We start from the raw sequence: 18,924 nt of genomic DNA, 5'->3' as shown, positions 1-18,924 counted from the left end.
CCGCCGCGCGGATCAGTCGCGCAGCAACTCGTTAATTCCAGTCTTGGAGCGGGTCTGCGCGTCCACCGTTTTGACGATCACGGCGCAATAGAGGCTGGGGCCGGGGCTGCCATCGGGCAGCGGCTTGCCGGGCATCGCGCCGGGCACGACCACGGAGAACGGGGGGACCTCGCCCATGTGCACTTCGCCCGTGGCGCGGTTCACGATCTTGGTCGACGCGCCGAGATAGACGCCCATGGAAAGCACTGCCCCTTCGCCCACACGCACACCTTCGGCGACTTCCGAGCGCGCGCCGATGAAGGCATTGTCGCCGATGATGACCGGTTCGGCCTGCAGCGGTTCGAGCACGCCGCCGATCCCGGCACCGCCAGAGATGTGGACATTGGCCCCGATCTGCGCGCACGATCCGACCGTTGCCCAGGTGTCGATCATGGTGTTTTCGCCGACATAGGCGCCGATATTGACGAAGCTCGGCATCAGCACCGCGCCCTTGCCGATGAAGCTGCCGCGCCGCACCACAGCGCCGGGCACCACGCGGAAGCCCGCCTCGCGGAAGCGGCTTTCGCCCCAGCCGGCGAATTTCAACGGCACCTTGTCGAATGCCGCTTCACCCGCAGCGCCGCCATCCATCACCCGGTTATCGTTGAGGCGGAAGCTCAGCAGCACCGCTTTCTTGAGCCATTGGTTGACTGTCCAGCCACCGTTGCCGTCGGGCGCGGCAACCCGCGCTTCGCCGCAATCGAGCTTCGCCAACGCATCGCTGACCGCATGACGCAGATCACTGGTGGAGGTGAGATCGGCGCGGTTTTCCCATGCCTCCTCGATCGTGGCGATCAGCGTGTCACTCATGCAATCCTCCGGCGCGAAATCAGCAGGTGGGTGCTGCTAGCCGCGCTTGCACAAGTCGGCAAGCGTTACGCTTTCATCCCCGCAGAGAGGGCGAATTCATAGGCCCGCTCCACCAGCGGACGCACCCGTTCGCTCATCGCCTGTGCGTGAGCGGAGGACGCGGTGCCGTCGATCACACGCTTCTTGATACCCTGCATGATCCCGGCAAGGCGGAACAGGTTATAGGCGAAGTACCAGTCCATCGGCGGCACGGGATAGCCGGTGCGCGCGACATAGCGTTCGACCGCTTCCTCGACCGTGGGAATACCGAGCGCCGCAAGGTCCAGCCCCTGCAATCCGGCCCGCCCATCGGCAGGCTGGAACCAGTTGAGCATCAGGTAGCTGAAATCAGCGACCGGATCGCCCAGCGTCGACAGCTCCCAATCGAGAACCGCAATTATGCGCGGTTCCGTCTTGTGGAAGATCACATTGTCGAGCCGGTAGTCGCCATGCACCACGCTGCTTTCGTGCTGCGGCGGGATGGTTTCGGGCAGCCAAGCGATCAGCCGCTCCATCTCGGGCATGTGCTCGGTTTCGGAGAGCTTGTATTGCTTGGTCCAGCGGGCAATCTGGCGCGCGCAGTAATCGGTCGGCTTGCCATAATCGCCAAGGCCGATGTCGTCAGGCCTGTTCAGGTGAAGATCGGCAATGGTATCGATCAGGGCGTGATAATGCGCGCGGCGTTCCTCGGGGGTCAGACCCGGCAGTGCGCCGTTCCACAGGCTGCGCCCGTCGGCCATGCTCATCACGAAGAACTTCGATCCGATCACCTCCGGGTCTTCGCACAGGCCATAGGTGCGCGGCACGGGGAAGCCGGTGGGGAACAGGCCGGTCATCGCGGTATATTCGCGGTCGACCGCGTGGGCGGAGGGCAGCAGCTTGCCGAACGGCTGGCGGCGCAACACGTAGCTTTGTGCAGGCGTGTCGATCCGGTAGGTCGGGTTGGATTGCCCGCCCTTGAACTTGGTGTAGCTGATCGGACCGGCGAAGCCTTCGACATTGGCTTCGAACCATGCGGTCAGCGCCGCAAGATCGAGCGCGTCTCGCTCGGTCACTGCGACGGTGCCGACCATTTCCTTGTCGAAATCGATGTTGGGAGCGTCTGTCATCAGTCGAATACCACCACCGAGCGCGCCGAATGACCGGCGCGCATTGTGTTGAACCCTTCGTTGACCTGCTCAAGCGAAATGCGCTCGGCGATGATCGTGTCGAGATCGAGCAGCCCGCGCAGGTAGAAATCGACAAGGCGGGGGAGATCGACGGGGAAGTGGTTCATCCCCATGATCGCGCCCATCAGTTTCTTCCCGCCGAGCAGGTCCATCGCGCCCAGACCGACCTTGCAATCCAGTGGCATCATACCGAGGATCACCGCCGTCCCGCCGCGCTTAAGGGCAGCGACCGCGAGATCGGCCGAAGCCTGACGCCCGACCGCCTCGATCCCCCAGTCGACCCCGCCGCCGCTGATCGTGATGATCTGCTTTGCGGCATCGTCGGCAAGCGCATCGACAGTGTGGGTCGCGCCCAGCACCTTGGCGAGGTCGCGCTTTTCGGGCAGTGGATCGGCGGCGATGATCTTGCCCGCGCCCGCGATCCTCGCGGCGTTGATCGCGGCCAGACCCACGCCGCCGCAGCCGACCACCAGCACGGTTTCGCCCGGCGTCACCTTGCAGGCGTTGAAGATCGTCCCCGCGCCGGTCGTCACTGCGCAGCCGAGCACGGCAGCGCGATCGAACGGCATGTCCTTGTCGATCGCGACGCAGGCGTGTTCGTGGATCAGCATCTGTTCGCTCAATGCCGAAAGGTTCAGCATCTGCGCGACCGGCGAGCCATCGGCAAAGGTGATGCGCGGCGCATCGCCCTTGGTCCGGCGGGTATCCCCGCCAAGGCACAGCGCCATGCGGCCCGTCACGCAGAATTCGCAGTGGCCGCAGAAGGCGCTGAGGCAGGAAACGACATGATCGCCCGGCTTCACCGTGCGCACTTCGCTTCCGACCGCGCGGACAATGCCTGCCGCTTCGTGCCCCGGAATGGCGGGCAGGGCGTGGGGATAATGCCCGTCGATGAAGTGCAGATCGGAATGACACAGCCCGCAGGCCTTGGTGTCGATCAGCACTTCGTGCGGGCCGGGATCGGCATAGGTGACGTCGGCGATGGTCAGACCTTCGCCGGGTGTTTCAAGAATGGCGGCTTTTGCCATTGTTCCAAATCTCCGTTCGCCCTGAGCCTGTCGAAGGGCTGTTCTTCTTCCAATCCCGTTGCTTGAAGAAAAAGCAGTGCTTCGACAGGCTCAGCACGAACGGATTACCTTGTTTGCAGACCTTACCGCGCCACGCCCATGTCGCCCGAGCTGAAACCGTCGCCGTCATTGGCGGCGCGCCCGTGATCGCCGCGCAATGCGTTGGCGGTGGGGCCGGGGTTGGGTGCGTGCTTGGCGAATTCCATGCGAGCGATCGAGCGCGCGTGGACTTCGTCCGGGCCGTCAGCCAGACGCAGGGTGCGCTGGTTGGCGTAGCTGCGGGCAAGACCGTAATCGTCGGAAACGCCGCCGCCGCCATGCGCCTGGATCGCATCGTCGATGATCCGCAGCGCCATGTTGGGGGCCTGCACCTTGATCATCGCGATTTCCTGCTTTGCGGCCTTGTTGCCGACCTTGTCCATCATGTCGGCCGCCTTGAGGCACAGCAGGCGGGTCATGTCGATATCGATCCGGGCACGCGCAACGCGTTCTTCCCAGACCGAATGCTTGTAGACCGGCTTACCGAACGCCTCACGCTCCTGAAGACGGCGGCACATTTTCTCCAGCGCCACTTCCGCCGCGCCGATGGTGCGCATGCAGTGGTGGATGCGGCCCGGCCCGAGGCGGCCCTGCGCGATCTCGAACCCGCGCCCTTCACCCAGCAGGATGTTGTCGGCGGGGACGCGCACGTCCTTCATTTCAACTTCCATGTGGCCGTGCGGTGCATCGTCATAGCCGAACACCGGCAGATGGCGCAGGATGGTCACGCCGGGGGTGTCGATCGGCATCAGGATCTGCGATTGCTGCGCGTGGCGCTGTGCATCGGGATTGGTCTTGCCCATCACGATCGCGATCTTGCAGCGCGGATCGCCGAGGCCCGAAGACCACCACTTGCGCCCGTTGATGACGTATTCGTCGCCGTCCCGCTCGATCCGGGTTTCGATGTTGGTCGCATCGGACGAGGCGGTGTTTGGCTCGGTCATCAGGAAGGCCGAACGGATTTCGCCGTTCATCAGCGGACGCAGCCACTGTTCCTTCTGTTCGCGGGTGCCATAGCGGTGGAACACTTCCATGTTGCCGGTATCGGGCGCGGAACAGTTGAACACTTCCGATGCCCAGCCGATGCGGCCCATTTCCTCGGCGCACAGCGCGTATTCGAGGTTGGTGAGGCCCGGCCCTTCGAATTCGAAGGTATCATCGACATGGTGATGGCTGTCGTTGCGCGGCGGCATGAACAGGTTCCAGATGCCGGCTTCCTTGGCCTTGGCCTTGGTTTCCTCGACGATCGGAATCACCTTCCAGCGATCGCCCGCGCGGTCCTGTTCGTCATAGACAGGCACGTTGGGGCGCACATGCGCCGCGATGAAATCGCGCACACGGCCGGACCAGTAGACCTGACGTTCTGTGGGTTCGAAATCCATGGGGGTGTTCCTCTCTCGTCTTTGATTGCTTCGAATCTGCGGGTGACCGTGGCAGAGCCTCATGGCTGCGCCAAGCTCTCATTTATGGGGTGCGGGCACTCCGTCGACGGCCAGATATGGCGTATCAGCGGCTGCCGCTACGGCATCGCGGTTGTCCTGCGCCCGGCGTTCGGCCAGTCGGTTGATGCGCTCCTCGTGCTCTTCGCGGCTGATCGGAAAGCGCGCCAGCCACCATGCGGAAATCACCGCCAGCAGCAGCATGGCGCTGCCATAGGACAGCAGCAGGCTGGTGAGCACACTTTGCGGCACGCTGCCGGGAACGGCATCGGGGGCCAACTGCGAAAAGGCGATGATCTGGCCGGAAAGGAAGATGCCCGCACCGGTCGCGCATTTCTGCACCAGCCAGTTGCCCGAATAAAACGATCCTTCTGCACGTCTGCCGGTGCGTTCTTCGAAGGCCTCGACGATCTCGGCGATCATCGAGGTGGCCGACACCAGCGAGATAATGCCGAGCCCGGTCGCGACCATCGCAAAGCCGAAGAACAGCGCCGCCGAAGCCGTACTGCCCGGCGCAGGCCAGAACCCCAACAGCAGCAACGTGTAAGGCACGATCCCCAGCACGGTGCCGACAATCATGCCAAGCCCGGCCGCCTTCGCCTTGCCGAAGCGCCGGTGCAAAGGTCCGATGGTCACGAACATCAAAACCACCGCGCCCAGCAAGACCAGCGGGAAGAACATCAGCTGGCCGCGGGTCAGCTGGAGCACGAAGATGTTGATGTAATTGGTGATCGAGAAATTCAGCCCCTGATGGACATAGGCCGCCAGACCGCCCGCGGCAAAGATCAGGAAGGCGCGCTCGGAAAAGGCTTCGCGGATTTCGGCGAAAGCGCCTTTGATGGTGAAGGGGGCCGGTTTGGTCGCTGGCAGGCGGGCGACCAGACTGTGCTGGCCGACCGCCGATCCGATCACCGAAACCGCCATCAGGATCGCGCCGAACACGCCGAACGCGTAGTACCCTTCGCGCTGCAGCAGGCCTTCCGGACCCGGCATGAACACGGTGTAGGCCAGCACCATCATGCCCAACCCGCCGATCCATCCCCCCAGCGCGCGATAGCGGAACAAGGTTGTGCGTTCGTCGTAATCGGTGGTGATTTCCGGCACGAGGCTGACCGATGGCACCTCGCATGCAGACAGCAGCACGCGCACCGCGATGGCTATCGCCACCAGCCCGGCGAAACTCGGCGCTTCGCCTGCGGGCGGGCTCCACATCATCACCCATGCGAACGCGAGCGGGATCGGCGCGGCGTAAAGCCACGGCAACCGCCTGCCCCAGCTGGTATAGGTGCGATCCGACAGGTTGCCCAGAATCGGGTCGACCACTGCATCCACCAGCAGCGCGATCAGCAGCGCAAGGCTCACCAGCCCGGCATCCATGCCCAATACCTGATTGTAGAAAATCAGCAGAAAGAATGAAAAGCCGTTGTCCTTCACGCCGAACGCCACGGCTCCGAAGCCCTGAATCAGCTTCAGTCGCATCGGCAGCTTGCCTGCAATGATGCCCACACCGCTGCTCACGCGCAGCGGCCCCTGGCGGCTACCAGCCCGGCGATTCCCGGCAATGTCTCTCTCCCGTTTCAGTTTCGAACCTAGACCGATTGCGCGCCTCGTCAATCGCGTCTCTGCTGACGCTACGGCAAAGCCAATTGGGCGAAGAGCGCTTGCAGGCTCTGCGCAAATGACGATAACGTAAGCGTCAAGTGAGAGCATGAGCGAGAGGAGAATCGGCTGATGGCTGATCTGGAAACATTCCGCAGTGAAACGCGTGCGTGGCTGGAGGCGAACTGCCCGGCCGAAATGCGTGAACCGGTCCGCGACGAGGACGACATCTACTGGGGCGGCCGCCGCGCAACCTTCAAGAACGATGCGCAAAAGGCGTGGTTCGAAGCCTGTCTTGCCAAGGGCTACACTGTGCCGGCTTGGCCCAAGGAATATGGCGGCGCCGGTCTTTCTCCCGAACAGGCGAAGGTGCTGCGCGAGGAAATGGGCCGCATCAGCGCGCGCCCGCCGCTCAGCAGCTTCGGCATCTGGATGCTCGGCCCCGCGCTTCTGCATTTCGGCACCGAGGGGCAGAAGCAGCGCTTCCTCAATGAAATCGCGCGCGGCGAAATCCGCTGGTGTCAGGGCTATTCCGAACCCGGTTCGGGTAGCGACCTTGTGTCCCTGCAGACCTATGGCGACGATCAGGGCGATCACTGGATCGTCAACGGCCAGAAGGTCTGGACGTCCTATGCCGATCAGGCCGACTGGATCTTCTGCCTCGTCCGCACCGACAAGACAGACAAGTACAAGGGCATCACCTTCATGCTCTACGACATGGCGAGCGAAGGGGTTTCGACCAAGCCGATCCTGCTGATCAGCGGCAATTCGCCGTTCTGCGAAACCTTCTTCGACAATGTGAAGGTGCCCAAGTCCTATGGCGATGATTGCCCGGCCTATGTCGGTCAGGTCAATCGCGGATGGGACGTTGCCAAGTATTTGCTCGGCCACGAACGCGAGATGATTTCGGGTGCTGGCGGCGGGGATCGCACAGCAGCAATCGGCGCAGCGATGAAGCGCGCATCGGCCCGCACCGGCGACGATGTCGATCCGGTTCTGCGCGCCGAACTCGCGATGTTCGATGTCGATGCGCTGGCCTACACCGCGATGGGCGAGAAGTTCCTCGACGAGATCAAGGTCGGCAAGGCGCATCCTGCGCAGCCCAACATGATGAAATATGTCGGCACCGAACTGAACAAGCGCCGCCATGAATTGATGATGGCGGTCGGCGGCTCGCGCAGCCTCGAATGGGATAGCGAGGACACCGGCGGCGGCAAACCGGCCCGCGGCTGGCTGCGAACCAAGGCCAATTCGATCGAGGGCGGCACCAGCGAGGTGATGCTCAACGTGATCGCCAAGCGCATTCTGGATTTGCCGGGCGCCTGATTTAGAAACCCGCGCCTCGCCGAGCTTGACCCGGGGCCCCGCTTCTTTTGCGGCAGGGCACGAATGCAGCGGGATCCCGGGTCAAGCCCGGGAAGACGAACAATTGGAGAGGGAAAACCAATGCCCCTGTATCATAACGACGATCAGGCAATGCTGGCCGACACCGCGCGCGGCTTCATTGCTGAAGAAGGCAACATTGCCAAACAACTGCGCCACTGGCGCGACCGCGATTGCAAGGACGGCTTCGGCCACGGCTTGTGGAAGCAGATGGCCGAAATGGGTTTCACCGGGATGCTGGTGAGCGAAGCCGACGGCGGGCTGGGAATGGGCCATGTCGAGGCGGGGATCGTGCTCGAAGAAATCGGCCGCAATCTTACGCCGTCGCCGTTCCTCACCTCGTCGGTGCTGGCCGCGACTGCGCTGAACCACGGTTCGGACGACATCAAGGGCCGCTATCTGCCCGGCCTGATTGCAGGCGATCACGTGTTCGCGGTCGCGATCGACGAGACAGCCAAGCACCGCCCGAGCCGCATCGCCACCCGCGCCGAGAAATCGGGCAACGGGTTCCGCCTGACCGGCTCGAAAAGCTTCGTCATTCAGGGTAGCAGCGCCGACATGATCGTGGTCGCGGCTCGCACTTCGGGCGCGGACGACGATGCTGACGGGATCACTCTTTTCGCCGTGCCCAAGGACGCCAGCGGGATGAGCCATGACGCCGTGCGACTGGTCGATACCTCGATGGCGACCCACACGAAGTTCGATGGCGTCGAACTCGACGGCGATGCCGTGATCGGCGAGATCGACGGCGGGCGCGCGGTGCTCGATGCGATGCTGCTGGCGGGCCGGGTCGGCGCGGCAGCCGAAGGCGTTGGTGTCGCCAGCGGGGCGATGGACATGACGGTCGATTACCTCAAGCAGCGCAAGCAGTTCGGCAAGCTGATCGGTGAATTTCAAGCGTTGCAGCACCGCGCCAGCCACCTCTATTCCGAAGTCGAAATTGCCCGCGCGGTGACGATCAAGGCGCAGCAACTGCTCGATGCGGGCAGCCAACAGGCCGATCTGATGGCCAGCGTCGCCAAGGCCAAGGTCGCCAAGACCGCGCGCCTCGCGGTGCAGGAAGGCGTGCAGATGCATGGCGGTATCGGCATGACCGACGAATACGACATCGGCCTCTACATGAAGCGCGACCGCGCTCTGGCCGAGTTTTTGGGCGATGCCTACTTCCACGCCAACCGCGTGGCGGAACTGAGCGGGTATTGATTTGCGTCTCCCCTCCCGCTTGCGGGAGGGGGCGGGGGTGGGCATGGGCCCGCAAGGGCCCACCCCGCTGCGACTAGGCCTTGCGAGGCAAGCCCAAGTCTCGCTGCCCCTCCCGCTCGCGGGAGGGGGGAGTATACATATGGACATTCAATCACTTTTCAGCCTCGAAGGGCGCATTGCACTGGTTACCGGCGGCAGCCGCGGCATCGGCAAGATGTTTGTCGAAGGCCTGCTCGCGGCCGGCTGCGCGCGCGTGTACATCTCGGCCCGCAAGGTCGAGCAGATGCAGGCGACGATCGACGAATTCGGTGCCGACCGGGTTATCGGCATCCCCGCCGATCTCAGCCAGATGGACGGCATGGTTTCGCTCGCCGATGAGATGAAGGCGCGCGAAAGCCGGCTCGATATCCTCATCAACAATGCCGGTGCCGCATGGGGACAGCCCTACCTCGAATTCAGCGAGGCGGGATGGCACCGGACGATGGACCTGAACGTAAAGACCCCGTTCTTCCTGACCCAGAAGCTCCACGATCTGCTGGTCGCAGGCGGCAAGGCCGGGCATCCGGCCAAGGTGATCCACGTCTCCTCGATCGACGGGCAGCGGATCAACCCGTGGGAAACCTACGCCTATCAGGCATCGAAGGCCGCGGTGATCCAGCTGACCCGGCGCATGGCCGCGCGGCTGATCGAGGACAACATCGTTGTCACCTCGATCGCGCCGGGTGCCTTCCCGTCCGAGATGAACAAGGCCGCCAAGGACGCGCCCGACGCCAGCGCCTCGGGCATCCCGGCCAAGCGCATCGGCACCGCCGAAGACATGGCAGCCGCCGCGATCTACCTGTGCAGCCGCGCGGGCGATTATGTGGTGGGCGACACGCTGACGGTCGACGGCGGCGTGGTCAACGCGCTGCTGCCCAACCACTTCGCCGATCCGGGCGGCAAGGGCTGAGCCTTTCGCCATACGATCCCGCAGGGGCCGTCGGAGCGATCCGGCGGCCCTTTTCGTTCGCGCGTCATGCGACCTTCGCGCCTCGTCATCGCAGCGACCGGGCTTGGCCGGTTCACGCTCCGCCGCAGCCGCACCGACCCTAATCAAACAAGTTAGGGCCGCGCACCGCCCGCCGAGTCAAATCCTCCCCATCGCACGCCCCCGAGCGACAAATCATACCGCGGAGAGAACCATGGCATTCAACCCCCTCACTGAAAAAGGCATCCCGCTGGATCGCCAGTTGCGCAACTGGTCCGAACTCGCGGTCGAGCCTTACCGCACCGAAGATGTGCACCCCTACACCCGTTGCCGCGTGATCCTGATGAACGGCATCGAAGTCGAAGCGATCATGAATTCGCACAACGCCGCGCGCCGCACCGCCGATAGCGGGATCAAGCAGGCGCTCGCCATGGTCAGGCGTGTCGAACAGCAGCAGCAAAAGGCCGTGAACTGGCTGATCCCCGGCAGCGAGAGCAGCATCGCCAACACCATCGGCTATGAACAGGTCGCGGTCGATCTCACCTCGTGGATCGCCCGTCACGAGCCCGACCCCTATCTCAAGCAGGTCTACGAATTCGGCGTGCTGGAGGATTACGATCACCTCTATCGCTACGCCAACCTGATGGATCTGATGGGCGAACGCCGCAAAGCCGAGGCGATCACCGGCGACCTCACCGAAATCCTGCCGGGCCGCCCCACCATCTTCCAGCACCGCGATCCGCACGACGAACTGCGCCGGCCGATGACGGTCGAGGCGGCGAGCGTGCAGTCGATCCTCAACGCGCTGACCGTGCTGTCGGCCGAGCAGCAGACGATGAACTTCTACATGACGGTCGGCAACCGGCCCGAACACCCGCTCGCCCGCGCGCTGTACCAGGAGATCGCGATGATCGAGGAGCAGCACGTCACCCATTACGAATCGATCCTCGATCCGATGACTCCCGAAATGCTCAACTGGGTGCTCCACGAATACAACGAATGCTGGCTCTACTGGTCGGCGTGCGAGACCGAGACCGATCCGCGCATTCGCGGTATCTGGGAACTGCACCTCGCGATGGAGCTCGAACACCTGCGGGTCGCGTGCGATGCGCTGAAGGCGGTGCACGGGCTGGATGCGGCGGACTTCTTCCCCAAAGGCGGGATCGACAAGCCGATGACCTTCGAGCCTAACAAGGAGTATGTCCGCGACGTGCTCGACCGGACGGTCGACTGGACCAGCTGGGATAGCGAGTTCGTGCCCATCAACGACTTGCCGCAGGGCCACCGCTTCTTCGATTACCAGCGGGCAGTCAACGAAGGCAGCGTGCCGAGCGAGGACGTGATCACCGCACACCGCAGCGAGTTCGGCCAGGAATACCGCTTCGCCACCGAAGGCGACCACCCGATCATCGCCCTGCGTGACAGCGGGACGGGCGAGAATACCGAATATGCCAAGGCCGAACAGCAGGCCCGCAGGGAGTTTGCAGAATGATCGAGCAACACGGAACGCTCCGCCACACGATGGACAAGGCCAGCGACGTAATGGGCGGGATGATGGGCCGCGCCAAGGCCAAGACCGCCGGCGCCACCTCCACCGCCGCCTTCATCGAGAACGCCACGATCGGCAATCGCTACGAGATCGAGGCGGCGCAGATCGCGCTGAAACGCAGCCATTCGGAAGGGGTGCGTGCGGCGGCGCAGAAGATGATCGTCGATCACACCGCCATGACGCACCAGATGCAGTCGGCGCTGCGGATGAACGAGACCGCGGGCGCGCCGCTGCCGCCAGAGAACCTCGACACCCGCCGTGCCAAGCTGATCGAGCATCTGGAAACCGCGCCCGATGATGCGTTCGATGCCACCTATCTCGACCAGCAGGTGCTGGCGCACAAGGAGACGCATGACCTGCTGTCGGGCTATGCGCAAAGCGGCGACAACAGCCAGCTGCGCTCGCTCGCCGCCGCATCGGACCCGGTGGTGCTGCGGCATCTTGCGGCAATGGAGCGGCTGAAGGCAGGCGACGGCGGCTAGCTCCACTGCCCCGCCGCGTGGGAAGCCTTGCCCGGCGGCGCGCTTGTAGGAGACACATGAGACACTGTCCAGGAACCGAAAATCCCCCCGCCCAAAGCACCCGTGTCGGGCGGTAGCGGAAGGGGAAATGGCAGGTCATGTGCGCGGTGCTGCCGCGTTTTGCGCGAGTAGGAAAGCGCAAGGCCGGGTGAGGGGAGGCGTCCGCTTTCGGAAGGCAGACCGGGTGGCGGAAGGCCAGAGCGGTTATCCGCCATCCTCTCCAACGCCACGCCGGACTCGATCCAGGGCGCGGCCGCCCTCCGTCTATCCCGCCCCATTACTCCACATCGGCAACGGTAATCGGTTTGCCCAATATCGCCTCGACATAGACCCGCCGGACCAGAATGAAGCTCACGATCGTCAATGGTGCCGCAAGCAGCACGCCCAGAAAACCGAACAGCAAACCAAACGCCAGCACCGCAAACAACAGCAAGGCGGGCGGAATATCCACCGCATGCTTCTGAATCATGGGTTGCAGGAAATTGCCCTGCAATTGCTGGATGGCGAGGAACAGCAGCAGCGTCCACAGCGCGGTTAGCGGCGACACTGTAAACGCCAGCAGAACGGCCGGGACGCCGGCAATGATCGGCCCGACCATCGGAATGATGTCGAGCAATCCGGCAATCACACCGAGCCCGCCCGCTGCCGGGACTCCCAGAAGCCAAAGCCCGATCCATGTCAGCGCAGCGACAAGCAAAGAAGAAATCGCCTGCCCCATCATCCAGCCGCGTAGCCCTGTGCTTGTGTCGTCCAGCGCCTGTGCGGCAACCGCTTCGGCCTTATCAGGGAAAAGCAGCAGGAACCCCCTGCGATAGACATCGGGATTGGCGACCATGAAAATTGCGCCGACCAGCACCAGAACAAAATCGGCGATCCCGTTACCGGCTGCAAGGGCAAAGCCGCCCGCTTGCGTGAACAACCGGGAGATATCGTCGCTGCTCAGTTGGGCCAGCTCGCTCACCGCCGGGCCCATGCCGAAGCGTTCAAGAAAACCCTGCAGCCCTTCCACTGCTGCGGGAACGGTCTGCCTGATCGTGTCGAATTCGTCCGCCAATTGTGTGCCAAACAGCGTAAAGGCGCCAACGAACACACCGAGAAACGCAAGGATCGCCAGGGTCAGGCCGTAGGAACGCCCCATTCCCGTCCAGCGACAAATCCGGCCGGTGATCGCGTCAAATACCGCGCTCAAAACAATCGCTGCAAAAACCAGCAGGAAGAACCGGTTCAGCTCGATCAGCAGCCAACCGAAAGCCACGATTGCAAGAACAATCAGGGTGGAACGAGCCACCGAGGCACCACTGGACGAGGTTTCTTGCGCTACCTGCATATTGGCCGTTTTAAAGGCCGTGCGGCGTTCATCTTTGTCAGTGTCCATATATTCCAATAACCGGCTTTAAAGCGGTTTGGGAGAGAAAGCTCGCCCCATCACAATTGGTCAGCGGGAGCAGGTTGCATTTGGCATGCAGCGGAGCAAGCCAGCCCGGCCTCGTCGCGAGTCCGCTTAGGGTCGATACCCGAACGACAGCTAGCGTCCGGCGAGGCCAAAAAGCGGTCCATCCGCCTTCGCAGTGCAATCTACTCGGCAGGCGGTCCGGCCTCGTTCTCCGCGGCCTCTTTCGCTGCGCGTTCGGCGCGGGTTTTCTTCAGCATGCGGTCCATCTTGACCCATTGCCACACGCCGATCCCGATCGCGATACCGTAGAAGAACACCAGTTCGATCCAGCCGAAATTGCCGCCGCCCATGGTGTCTCTCCTATGCTTGCCGCGCCAGAAAGGCCTTGATCAGCGCGGCGGCCTGTTCAGGCGCTTCCTCGTGGGCAAGATGGCCGAGGCCGTGCTGCACTTCAAGCTGCGCCTGCGGCAGCCAGCCGCGCGCTTCCCGCGTCCAGGCGAGCGGGATGGCCGGGTCCTTGTCCGAATGCACCAGCAGCACCGGATTGGCGACGCTGCCCATCCGCGTCCGCAGGCCGGGCAGGTCCCAGTTCGCCATCATGGCGAGCGCGCCGCCCGCATGGCCGGGATGCTTCAGCAGCGTGCGATAGCAGGCCAGCCCTTCGGCATCGATATGCGAATGGGTGGACCGCCACAGGAACTTCTTGGCCCCGCCGACAAGGTCGATGCTTCCGGCGAAGAACCGCGGCACCAGCGGGTTGATGAACAGCGCTTTCGCCACAGCCGGGAAGATCTGCGCGAACGGGCCGGGAAAGGGTCGCAGCGCGGAGTTGAGGCCCACGATCAGCCCGGCATAGGCATGATCCAGCGCCAGTTGCAGCGCAATCGCCGCGCCTGCCGAATGGCCGATGATCGCGGCGGGTTCGACCGCCAGCACCTTCAGCAGTCCGGCAATCTCGCCCGCCATCACGGGCAGGCTCATGGCGTAGGCATTGTGGCCGGTGGTGAAGGCATGGCGCGGCAGGTCGATGGCGATCACCTCGTTGTCGCGCGCCAGCAGCGGCATCAACCCGCGCCATGAATGGACCGAGGCGCCGGTGCCGTGGAGCAGCAGCAGCGGCGCTCCTGTTCCCATCCGCTGCACATGCCAGCGCGCGCGGCCTGCTTCGATGAACTGGCTCGCGTCGCGGTGCGGCCAGATCAGCCCTTCGCGGTTCCAGTCGAGCGCGCTCATGCGGCCAGCGCCGGCTGCACAGCGTTGATCGCGGCCTGCAACATCCGCGCATCGGCGCGCGGCAGGGCGAGGAAGCGTCCGCCCAATGCCTGTGCGAGCGCAGCGCCTTCAGGGCCGGGGCGTGCGGAGATATCCACCACCAGCGTATCGATCCCGCGCGCGTAGATCGCTTTCGCCGCGTTTTCTGCATCGGCCTTGGCCTGCGGGCGGCCGGGGGAGCCATCGGCGGCGATATTGGCGCGGCCATCGGTCAGGATCACAAGGCTTGCGCTGCGTCCGCGCGCGATCACCGCTTCGGCCACTTCGCGCGCGGCGTTAAGGCCAAGCGCCAGCGGTGTGCCGCCGCCGCCGGGCAATTCGGATAGCGCCCGCCGCGCGCGGGTGAGCGAGCGGGTGGGGGGCAGCAGCAATTCGGCAGTCTCGCCCCGGAACGCGACCAGCGCGACTTCGGAGCGGGTGACATAGGCCTGCGCCAGCATCAGTTCGACCGCGCCCTTGGCCTCGGCCAGCCGCGCCGCCGCTGCCGATCCGCTGGCATCGACCGCGAAGATCGTGACGCGGGCTGCGCGCTCCTCGAACCGGCGGATGCGCAGGTCTTCCTTGCGCATCAGGATGGGGGAGTCGGGGCTTGCACCCTGTTCCTTGCGGCGCACCTGCTGCCACGGCACCGCCGCGCGCAGGCTGTCGATCAGCGCCAGCTTGGCCCCGCCGCGCGGCATTCCGGGACGTGCGCCGAGCGGCTTCCCGCGCGTTGCCGCCTTGCGTTTCTGCCCGGTGCCGCTGCTGGATGAGCGGCGCGGTGCCTTGCCCTGTGCGAGGCTCGCCAGCAGATCGGCCGGGATCGCCGCCTTGGCCGCCTCGACGAGGATTTCGGACAGGTCCGGCTCCTGCTGCTGGCGGTCGGCATCCTCTGCCTTGTCCTGCTCGCCTTCGGGCGGAGGGGGTGGAGGCTCCTGCTGGTCTTCGGGCGGCTGCTCGGCTTCCTGCGGCGGCAGGCGAGTGGCGCGCGGGGCCAGCACCAGTCGCACCGCGCCCGACAGATCGGCGTCGTTCGCGCTCTCACGTCCGGCCAGCGCCGCCAGCCCGCGCGCAGCCTCGCCCGCAAAGATCAGCGCGCGCAAGCTATCCACCCCCAGCATCGCGGCGGTCGCGGCGAGCGCTGTCATGGCGTCATCATCCAGCGGCGCGACAGCGGCGAGCGGGAGCGCAGCCGGGGCCAGTTCCACCCCCTGCCAGCGCCGCGAGGCCGATAGATCGCAGACAAAGGCGAGGCGTTCCATCAGGCTGGCAGGCGGGCCTTCATCCGGTTCGGCCGCGTTGTCGAGCAGCACCAGCGCCGCGCCGCCTTCATCGAGCGCTTGCGCCAGCCGCCCGGCGATGCTCGCGTCCAATCGTTCCGCCATTCCGGCGACCAGCGCGCCGCCCGATGCTTCCTCGATCAGCCCGCGCTGGCGCACCGGCTTGCCGGCGGAGAGGCTGGCGGCGAGATCGATCCCGCCCAGCAATCGCTCGTCATCGACATGGCCGGGCATCCGCCGCAGCGCGATTCTCTGGCCCAAGGCCGCCACCAGCGCATCGCGCGCCGGGCTGGAGCCGCGCAGCACCATCCCGCCGAACAGCTTCGGCGCGAGCGCAAACAGGCGTGCCGCGCGCACTGCATCCTCCAGCGGATCGGCTTGCAGATCGTCGGCCTCGGCTGTGTTCATCCGAACAATTCGCCGATCGCGCGGGTGATGCGCACGGTCGATCCGGTTTCGTCCAGCACATCGCGCCGCAGCCGGTGGCGCAGGGCCGAAGGGGCAATCGCGATCAGATGCTTGCGGGTGACGGATTTCGCGCCGTCGAGCGCCGCCAGCGCGCGGGCAGCGCGCATCAGGGTGAGTTCACCGCGCAGCCCGTCCGCGCCCACCGCCATGCACAATTCGGCGGCATCGCGAAGCACATCCTCGCCGGTTTCCAGCTTGGGCAGCCGCGCCTTGCCGCGTGCGACCCGCTTGAGGATCTTCTCGTCCTCACCCGCCCAGCGCGCGGCGAAACCTTCCGGATCGCGCTCGTTCTCCGCGACCAGCCGCATGATCGCGATCCGCACTTCGATATCCTTGGGGCTGCGCACTTCCACCGACAGACCGAAGCGGTCGAGCAATTGCGGGCGCAATTCGCCCTCTTCGGGGTTGCCGCTGCCGATCAGCACGAATTTGGCCGGGTGGCGGACGGAAAGCCCCTCGCGCTCGACCACGTTTTCGCCCGATGCCGCGACATCCAGCAGCAGATCGACCAGATGATCTTCGAGCAGGTTGATCTCGTCGATATACAGGAACCCGCGGTGGGCCTTGGCCAGCAGGCCGGGTTCGAACGCTTTCTCGCCTGATCGCAGCGCGCGTTCCAGATCGAGGCTGCCGATCACGCGGTCTTCGGTCGCGCCCAGCGGCATGTCGACGAAGGGCACGGCGCGCTTCACCAGCTTGCCGGTGCCGCACACGTCGGGGTAGCGCGCCTGATCCTCTTTCGAGGCGCCATAGGGGCAGCCCTCGGCCGCCATGATCGGCGGCAGCAGACCGGCGAGCGCGCGCGCGGCGGTGGATTTGCCTGTGCCACGGTCGCCGAACACCATGACGCCCCCGATGCTGGGATCGACCGCTGCAATCAGCAGCGCCTGCTTCATTTCGTCCTGACCGACGATCGCGGAAAAAGGAAAACGTGCCATATTCGCCGGTTCTAGCGCCCGAACGCGTCGGGACAAGGGGTAGATAGACAGGCGAGGCGTCAATCCACGTTTACAGTCGGGCGCTGGCCGTCAGCGCCTCGTCAGCCGGTTGAGCAGCAGCACCGGCAACAGCCCCGCCGCCAGCAGGATCAGCGCGGGGATCGCGGCTTCGACCAGCCGTTCGTCGCTCGCCAGCCGGTACGTGCGGGTGGCGAGCGTTTCGAGATTGAACGGGCGCAGGATCAGGGTGGCGGGCAGTTCGCGCACCGTGTCGATGAACACCAGCGCCGCTGCGCCCAGCAGGCTGGGGGCGAGCAGCGGGGCATAGATCCGCGCCAGCACGCGCCGCGGCCCGGCACCAAGGCTGCGCGCCGCCGAATCGAGCGCTGGAGGAATGCGCGCCATCCCGCCGCTGACGCTGTTATAGGCGACCGTCAGGAACCGCACCGACAGCGCATAGATCAGCACCGCGCTGGTGCCGGTCAGCAGCAGCCCGCCGCTCCAGCCCAGACTGTCGCGGGCAAAGCGCGTCAGGCTCTGGTCGAGCGCACCGAGCGGGGCAAGCAGGCCCACCGCCAGCAGCGCGCCGGGCAAGGCGTAGCCGAGCGTGCCCAGCCGGATCGCGCCCGCCGTCACCCGCGAGGTCGATCGTGCGCGGGCAAAGGCCAGCAGCAATGCGGCGACAAGGCAAACGCCGCTGGCCGCCAGCCCCAGACGCAGGCTGCCTGCCGCATAGGTGGCGAGATCGCCCGCTGCGCCCTGCGCGACATCGCTCATCGCCATCGCGCCGAGATATCCCGCCGGGATCACGAAGCCCAGCAGCACAGGCAGGAGGCAGGCAATGAAAGCCAGCGCCTTGCCCAGCGGCGATAGCGCCACCAGCGGCTCGCTGGCGCTGCGCCCCGCCAGCCCGTCGCGGCTGTCGCTGCGGCCCTGCCGCGTGGCGGCTTCGAGCGCGATCAGCGCCACCACGAACACCAGCATCACCGCCGCCAGCTTGAGCGCGGCGGGCTTGTCCCCCATCGCCAGCCAGCTGCGAAAGATCCCGGTGGAGAAGGTGGGAATGGCGAAATATTCCGCCACGCCGAAATCGGCGAGCACCTCCATCAGCACCAGCGCGAGACCGCCTGCAATGGCGGGGCGTGCGGCGGGCAGGGCGACCCGCCAGAACGCGCGTGTCGGGGCCGCGCCAAGGCTGCGCGCGGCGCGGAACTGGGTGACGCTCTGCGTGGCGAAGGCGGTGCGGGCGAGCAGGTAGACATAAGGATACAGCACCAGACCCAGCACCAGCGCGCCGCCGCCCAGCGAACGGATTTCGGGAAAGACATAATCGCGCGGCCCCCAGCCGACCGCCTGGCGCAGCGCGCTCTGCACCGGCCCGGCAAAGTCGAGCATATCGGCGTAGATATAGGCCGCGATATAGGCGGGCACTGCCAGCGGCAGCACCAGCGCCCAGCCGAGCACGCGGCGCCCCGGAAATTCGCTCGCGGCCACCAGCCATGCGCAGCCGGTCCCAACCACGGCGGCAAAACTGCCCGCCAGCAGCATCAAGAGGCCGGTGTTGAGGACATAGCCGCCCAGCACCGTGCGCGCGAGATGGGCGATCGCTTCGAATCCGCCAGTGGTCGCGCCAACAAGGATCGCGGCGATCGGCAGGCCCGCCAGCGCGGCAATCGCCAGTGCGGCGACGCTCCACCCTGCGCCCGACCCTGCCCCCGAGCTTGCAGGCGTGCTTGCCTCTGCCGGTGCAAATTGCCTAAGGCGGCTCAC

At 65.2% G+C, this 18,924-nt stretch carries 16 protein-coding genes; 5 read left to right on the top strand and 11 right to left on the bottom strand.

The window, feature by feature from the left end:
* Positions 1–12 precede the first annotated feature (12 nt).
* The 5 genes from dapD to Q0L48_RS14605 form a co-directional block, all read right to left on the bottom strand.
* Positions 13–849, bottom strand: a complete 837-nt coding sequence (gene dapD, locus Q0L48_RS14625; RefSeq protein ID WP_296722168.1) for a 2,3,4,5-tetrahydropyridine-2,6-dicarboxylate N-succinyltransferase — start codon at positions 847–849, stop codon at positions 13–15.
* Positions 850–914: 65 nt separating this feature from the next.
* Positions 915–1,997, bottom strand: a complete 1,083-nt coding sequence (locus Q0L48_RS14620) for a phosphotransferase family protein (RefSeq protein ID WP_296722166.1) — start codon at positions 1,995–1,997, stop codon at positions 915–917.
* Positions 1,997–3,085: a Zn-dependent alcohol dehydrogenase gene (locus tag Q0L48_RS14615; protein WP_296722164.1), complete on the bottom strand. Its 1,089-nt coding sequence runs from the start codon at positions 3,083–3,085 to the stop codon at positions 1,997–1,999. Before Q0L48_RS14615 ends, Q0L48_RS14620 begins: the two co-directional genes overlap by 1 nt.
* A gap of 122 nt (positions 3,086–3,207) precedes the next feature.
* Positions 3,208–4,545, bottom strand: coding sequence for an acyl-CoA dehydrogenase family protein (locus tag Q0L48_RS14610; RefSeq protein WP_296722162.1), 1,338 nt, complete (start codon positions 4,543–4,545; stop codon positions 3,208–3,210).
* 78 nt (positions 4,546–4,623) lie between these two features.
* Complete coding sequence (locus tag Q0L48_RS14605) at positions 4,624–6,120, bottom strand: MFS transporter (protein WP_296722160.1); 1,497 nt, start codon at positions 6,118–6,120, stop codon at positions 4,624–4,626.
* 213 nt (positions 6,121–6,333) lie between these two features.
* On the opposite strand from Q0L48_RS14605, the gene Q0L48_RS14600 reads away from it, so the two are divergent.
* The 5 genes from Q0L48_RS14600 to Q0L48_RS14580 all read left to right on the top strand — a co-directional run bounded on the left by Q0L48_RS14600 (position 6,334) and on the right by Q0L48_RS14580 (position 11,785).
* The gene (locus tag Q0L48_RS14600) at positions 6,334–7,527 is read left to right on the top strand and encodes an acyl-CoA dehydrogenase family protein (protein ID WP_296722158.1); all 1,194 of its coding nucleotides are present in this window, start codon (positions 6,334–6,336) and stop codon (positions 7,525–7,527) included.
* A 120-nt stretch (positions 7,528–7,647) separates the two neighbouring features.
* Positions 7,648–8,787, top strand: a complete 1,140-nt coding sequence (locus tag Q0L48_RS14595; RefSeq protein ID WP_296722157.1) for an acyl-CoA dehydrogenase — start codon at positions 7,648–7,650, stop codon at positions 8,785–8,787.
* Positions 8,788–8,926: 139 nt separating this feature from the next.
* A complete protein-coding gene (locus tag Q0L48_RS14590) occupies positions 8,927–9,736 on the top strand; it encodes an SDR family oxidoreductase (RefSeq protein WP_296722155.1) in 810 nt (269 codons plus the stop codon).
* A gap of 232 nt (positions 9,737–9,968) precedes the next feature.
* On the top strand, positions 9,969–11,246 hold the full coding sequence (locus Q0L48_RS14585; protein ID WP_296722154.1) for a hypothetical protein: 1,278 nt from the start codon (positions 9,969–9,971) through the stop codon (positions 11,244–11,246).
* Positions 11,243–11,785, top strand: a complete 543-nt coding sequence (locus Q0L48_RS14580; RefSeq protein WP_296722152.1) for a DUF4142 domain-containing protein — start codon at positions 11,243–11,245, stop codon at positions 11,783–11,785. Before Q0L48_RS14585 ends, Q0L48_RS14580 begins: the two co-directional genes overlap by 4 nt.
* Before the next feature lie 316 nt (positions 11,786–12,101).
* On the opposite strand, the gene Q0L48_RS14575 is transcribed toward Q0L48_RS14580, so the two are convergent.
* The 6 genes from Q0L48_RS14575 to Q0L48_RS14550 all read right to left on the bottom strand — a co-directional run bounded on the left by Q0L48_RS14575 (position 12,102) and on the right by Q0L48_RS14550 (position 18,924).
* Positions 12,102–13,199 carry an AI-2E family transporter gene (locus Q0L48_RS14575; protein ID WP_296722150.1) on the bottom strand — a complete coding sequence of 366 codons (1,098 nt, stop codon included), beginning with the start codon at positions 13,197–13,199 and terminating at the stop codon, positions 12,102–12,104.
* A 200-nt stretch (positions 13,200–13,399) separates the two neighbouring features.
* A complete protein-coding gene (locus tag Q0L48_RS14570; RefSeq protein WP_296722149.1) occupies positions 13,400–13,567 on the bottom strand; it encodes a hypothetical protein in 168 nt (55 codons plus the stop codon).
* Positions 13,568–13,577: 10 nt separating this feature from the next.
* The gene (bchO, locus tag Q0L48_RS14565) at positions 13,578–14,450 is read right to left on the bottom strand and encodes an alpha/beta fold hydrolase BchO (protein WP_296722147.1); all 873 of its coding nucleotides are present in this window, start codon (positions 14,448–14,450) and stop codon (positions 13,578–13,580) included.
* Positions 14,447–16,156 (bottom strand): magnesium chelatase subunit D, encoded by a 1,710-nt coding sequence (locus Q0L48_RS14560; protein WP_296722146.1) that lies wholly within the window; start codon positions 16,154–16,156, stop codon positions 14,447–14,449. The genes bchO and Q0L48_RS14560 overlap by 4 nt, the downstream gene beginning before the upstream one ends.
* On the bottom strand, positions 16,153–17,154 hold the full coding sequence (gene bchI, locus Q0L48_RS14555; protein ID WP_296722145.1) for a magnesium chelatase ATPase subunit I: 1,002 nt from the start codon (positions 17,152–17,154) through the stop codon (positions 16,153–16,155). Before bchI ends, Q0L48_RS14560 begins: the two co-directional genes overlap by 4 nt.
* Before the next feature lie 90 nt (positions 17,155–17,244).
* On the bottom strand, positions 17,245–18,924 hold the full coding sequence (locus Q0L48_RS14550) for an iron ABC transporter permease (protein ID WP_296722144.1): 1,680 nt from the start codon (positions 18,922–18,924) through the stop codon (positions 17,245–17,247).

The organism is Erythrobacter sp. (assembly GCF_024305245.1).
Taxonomy (GTDB): Bacteria; Pseudomonadota; Alphaproteobacteria; order Sphingomonadales; family Sphingomonadaceae; genus Erythrobacter.
This window is presented reverse-complemented; position numbering and strand designations above follow the sequence as displayed.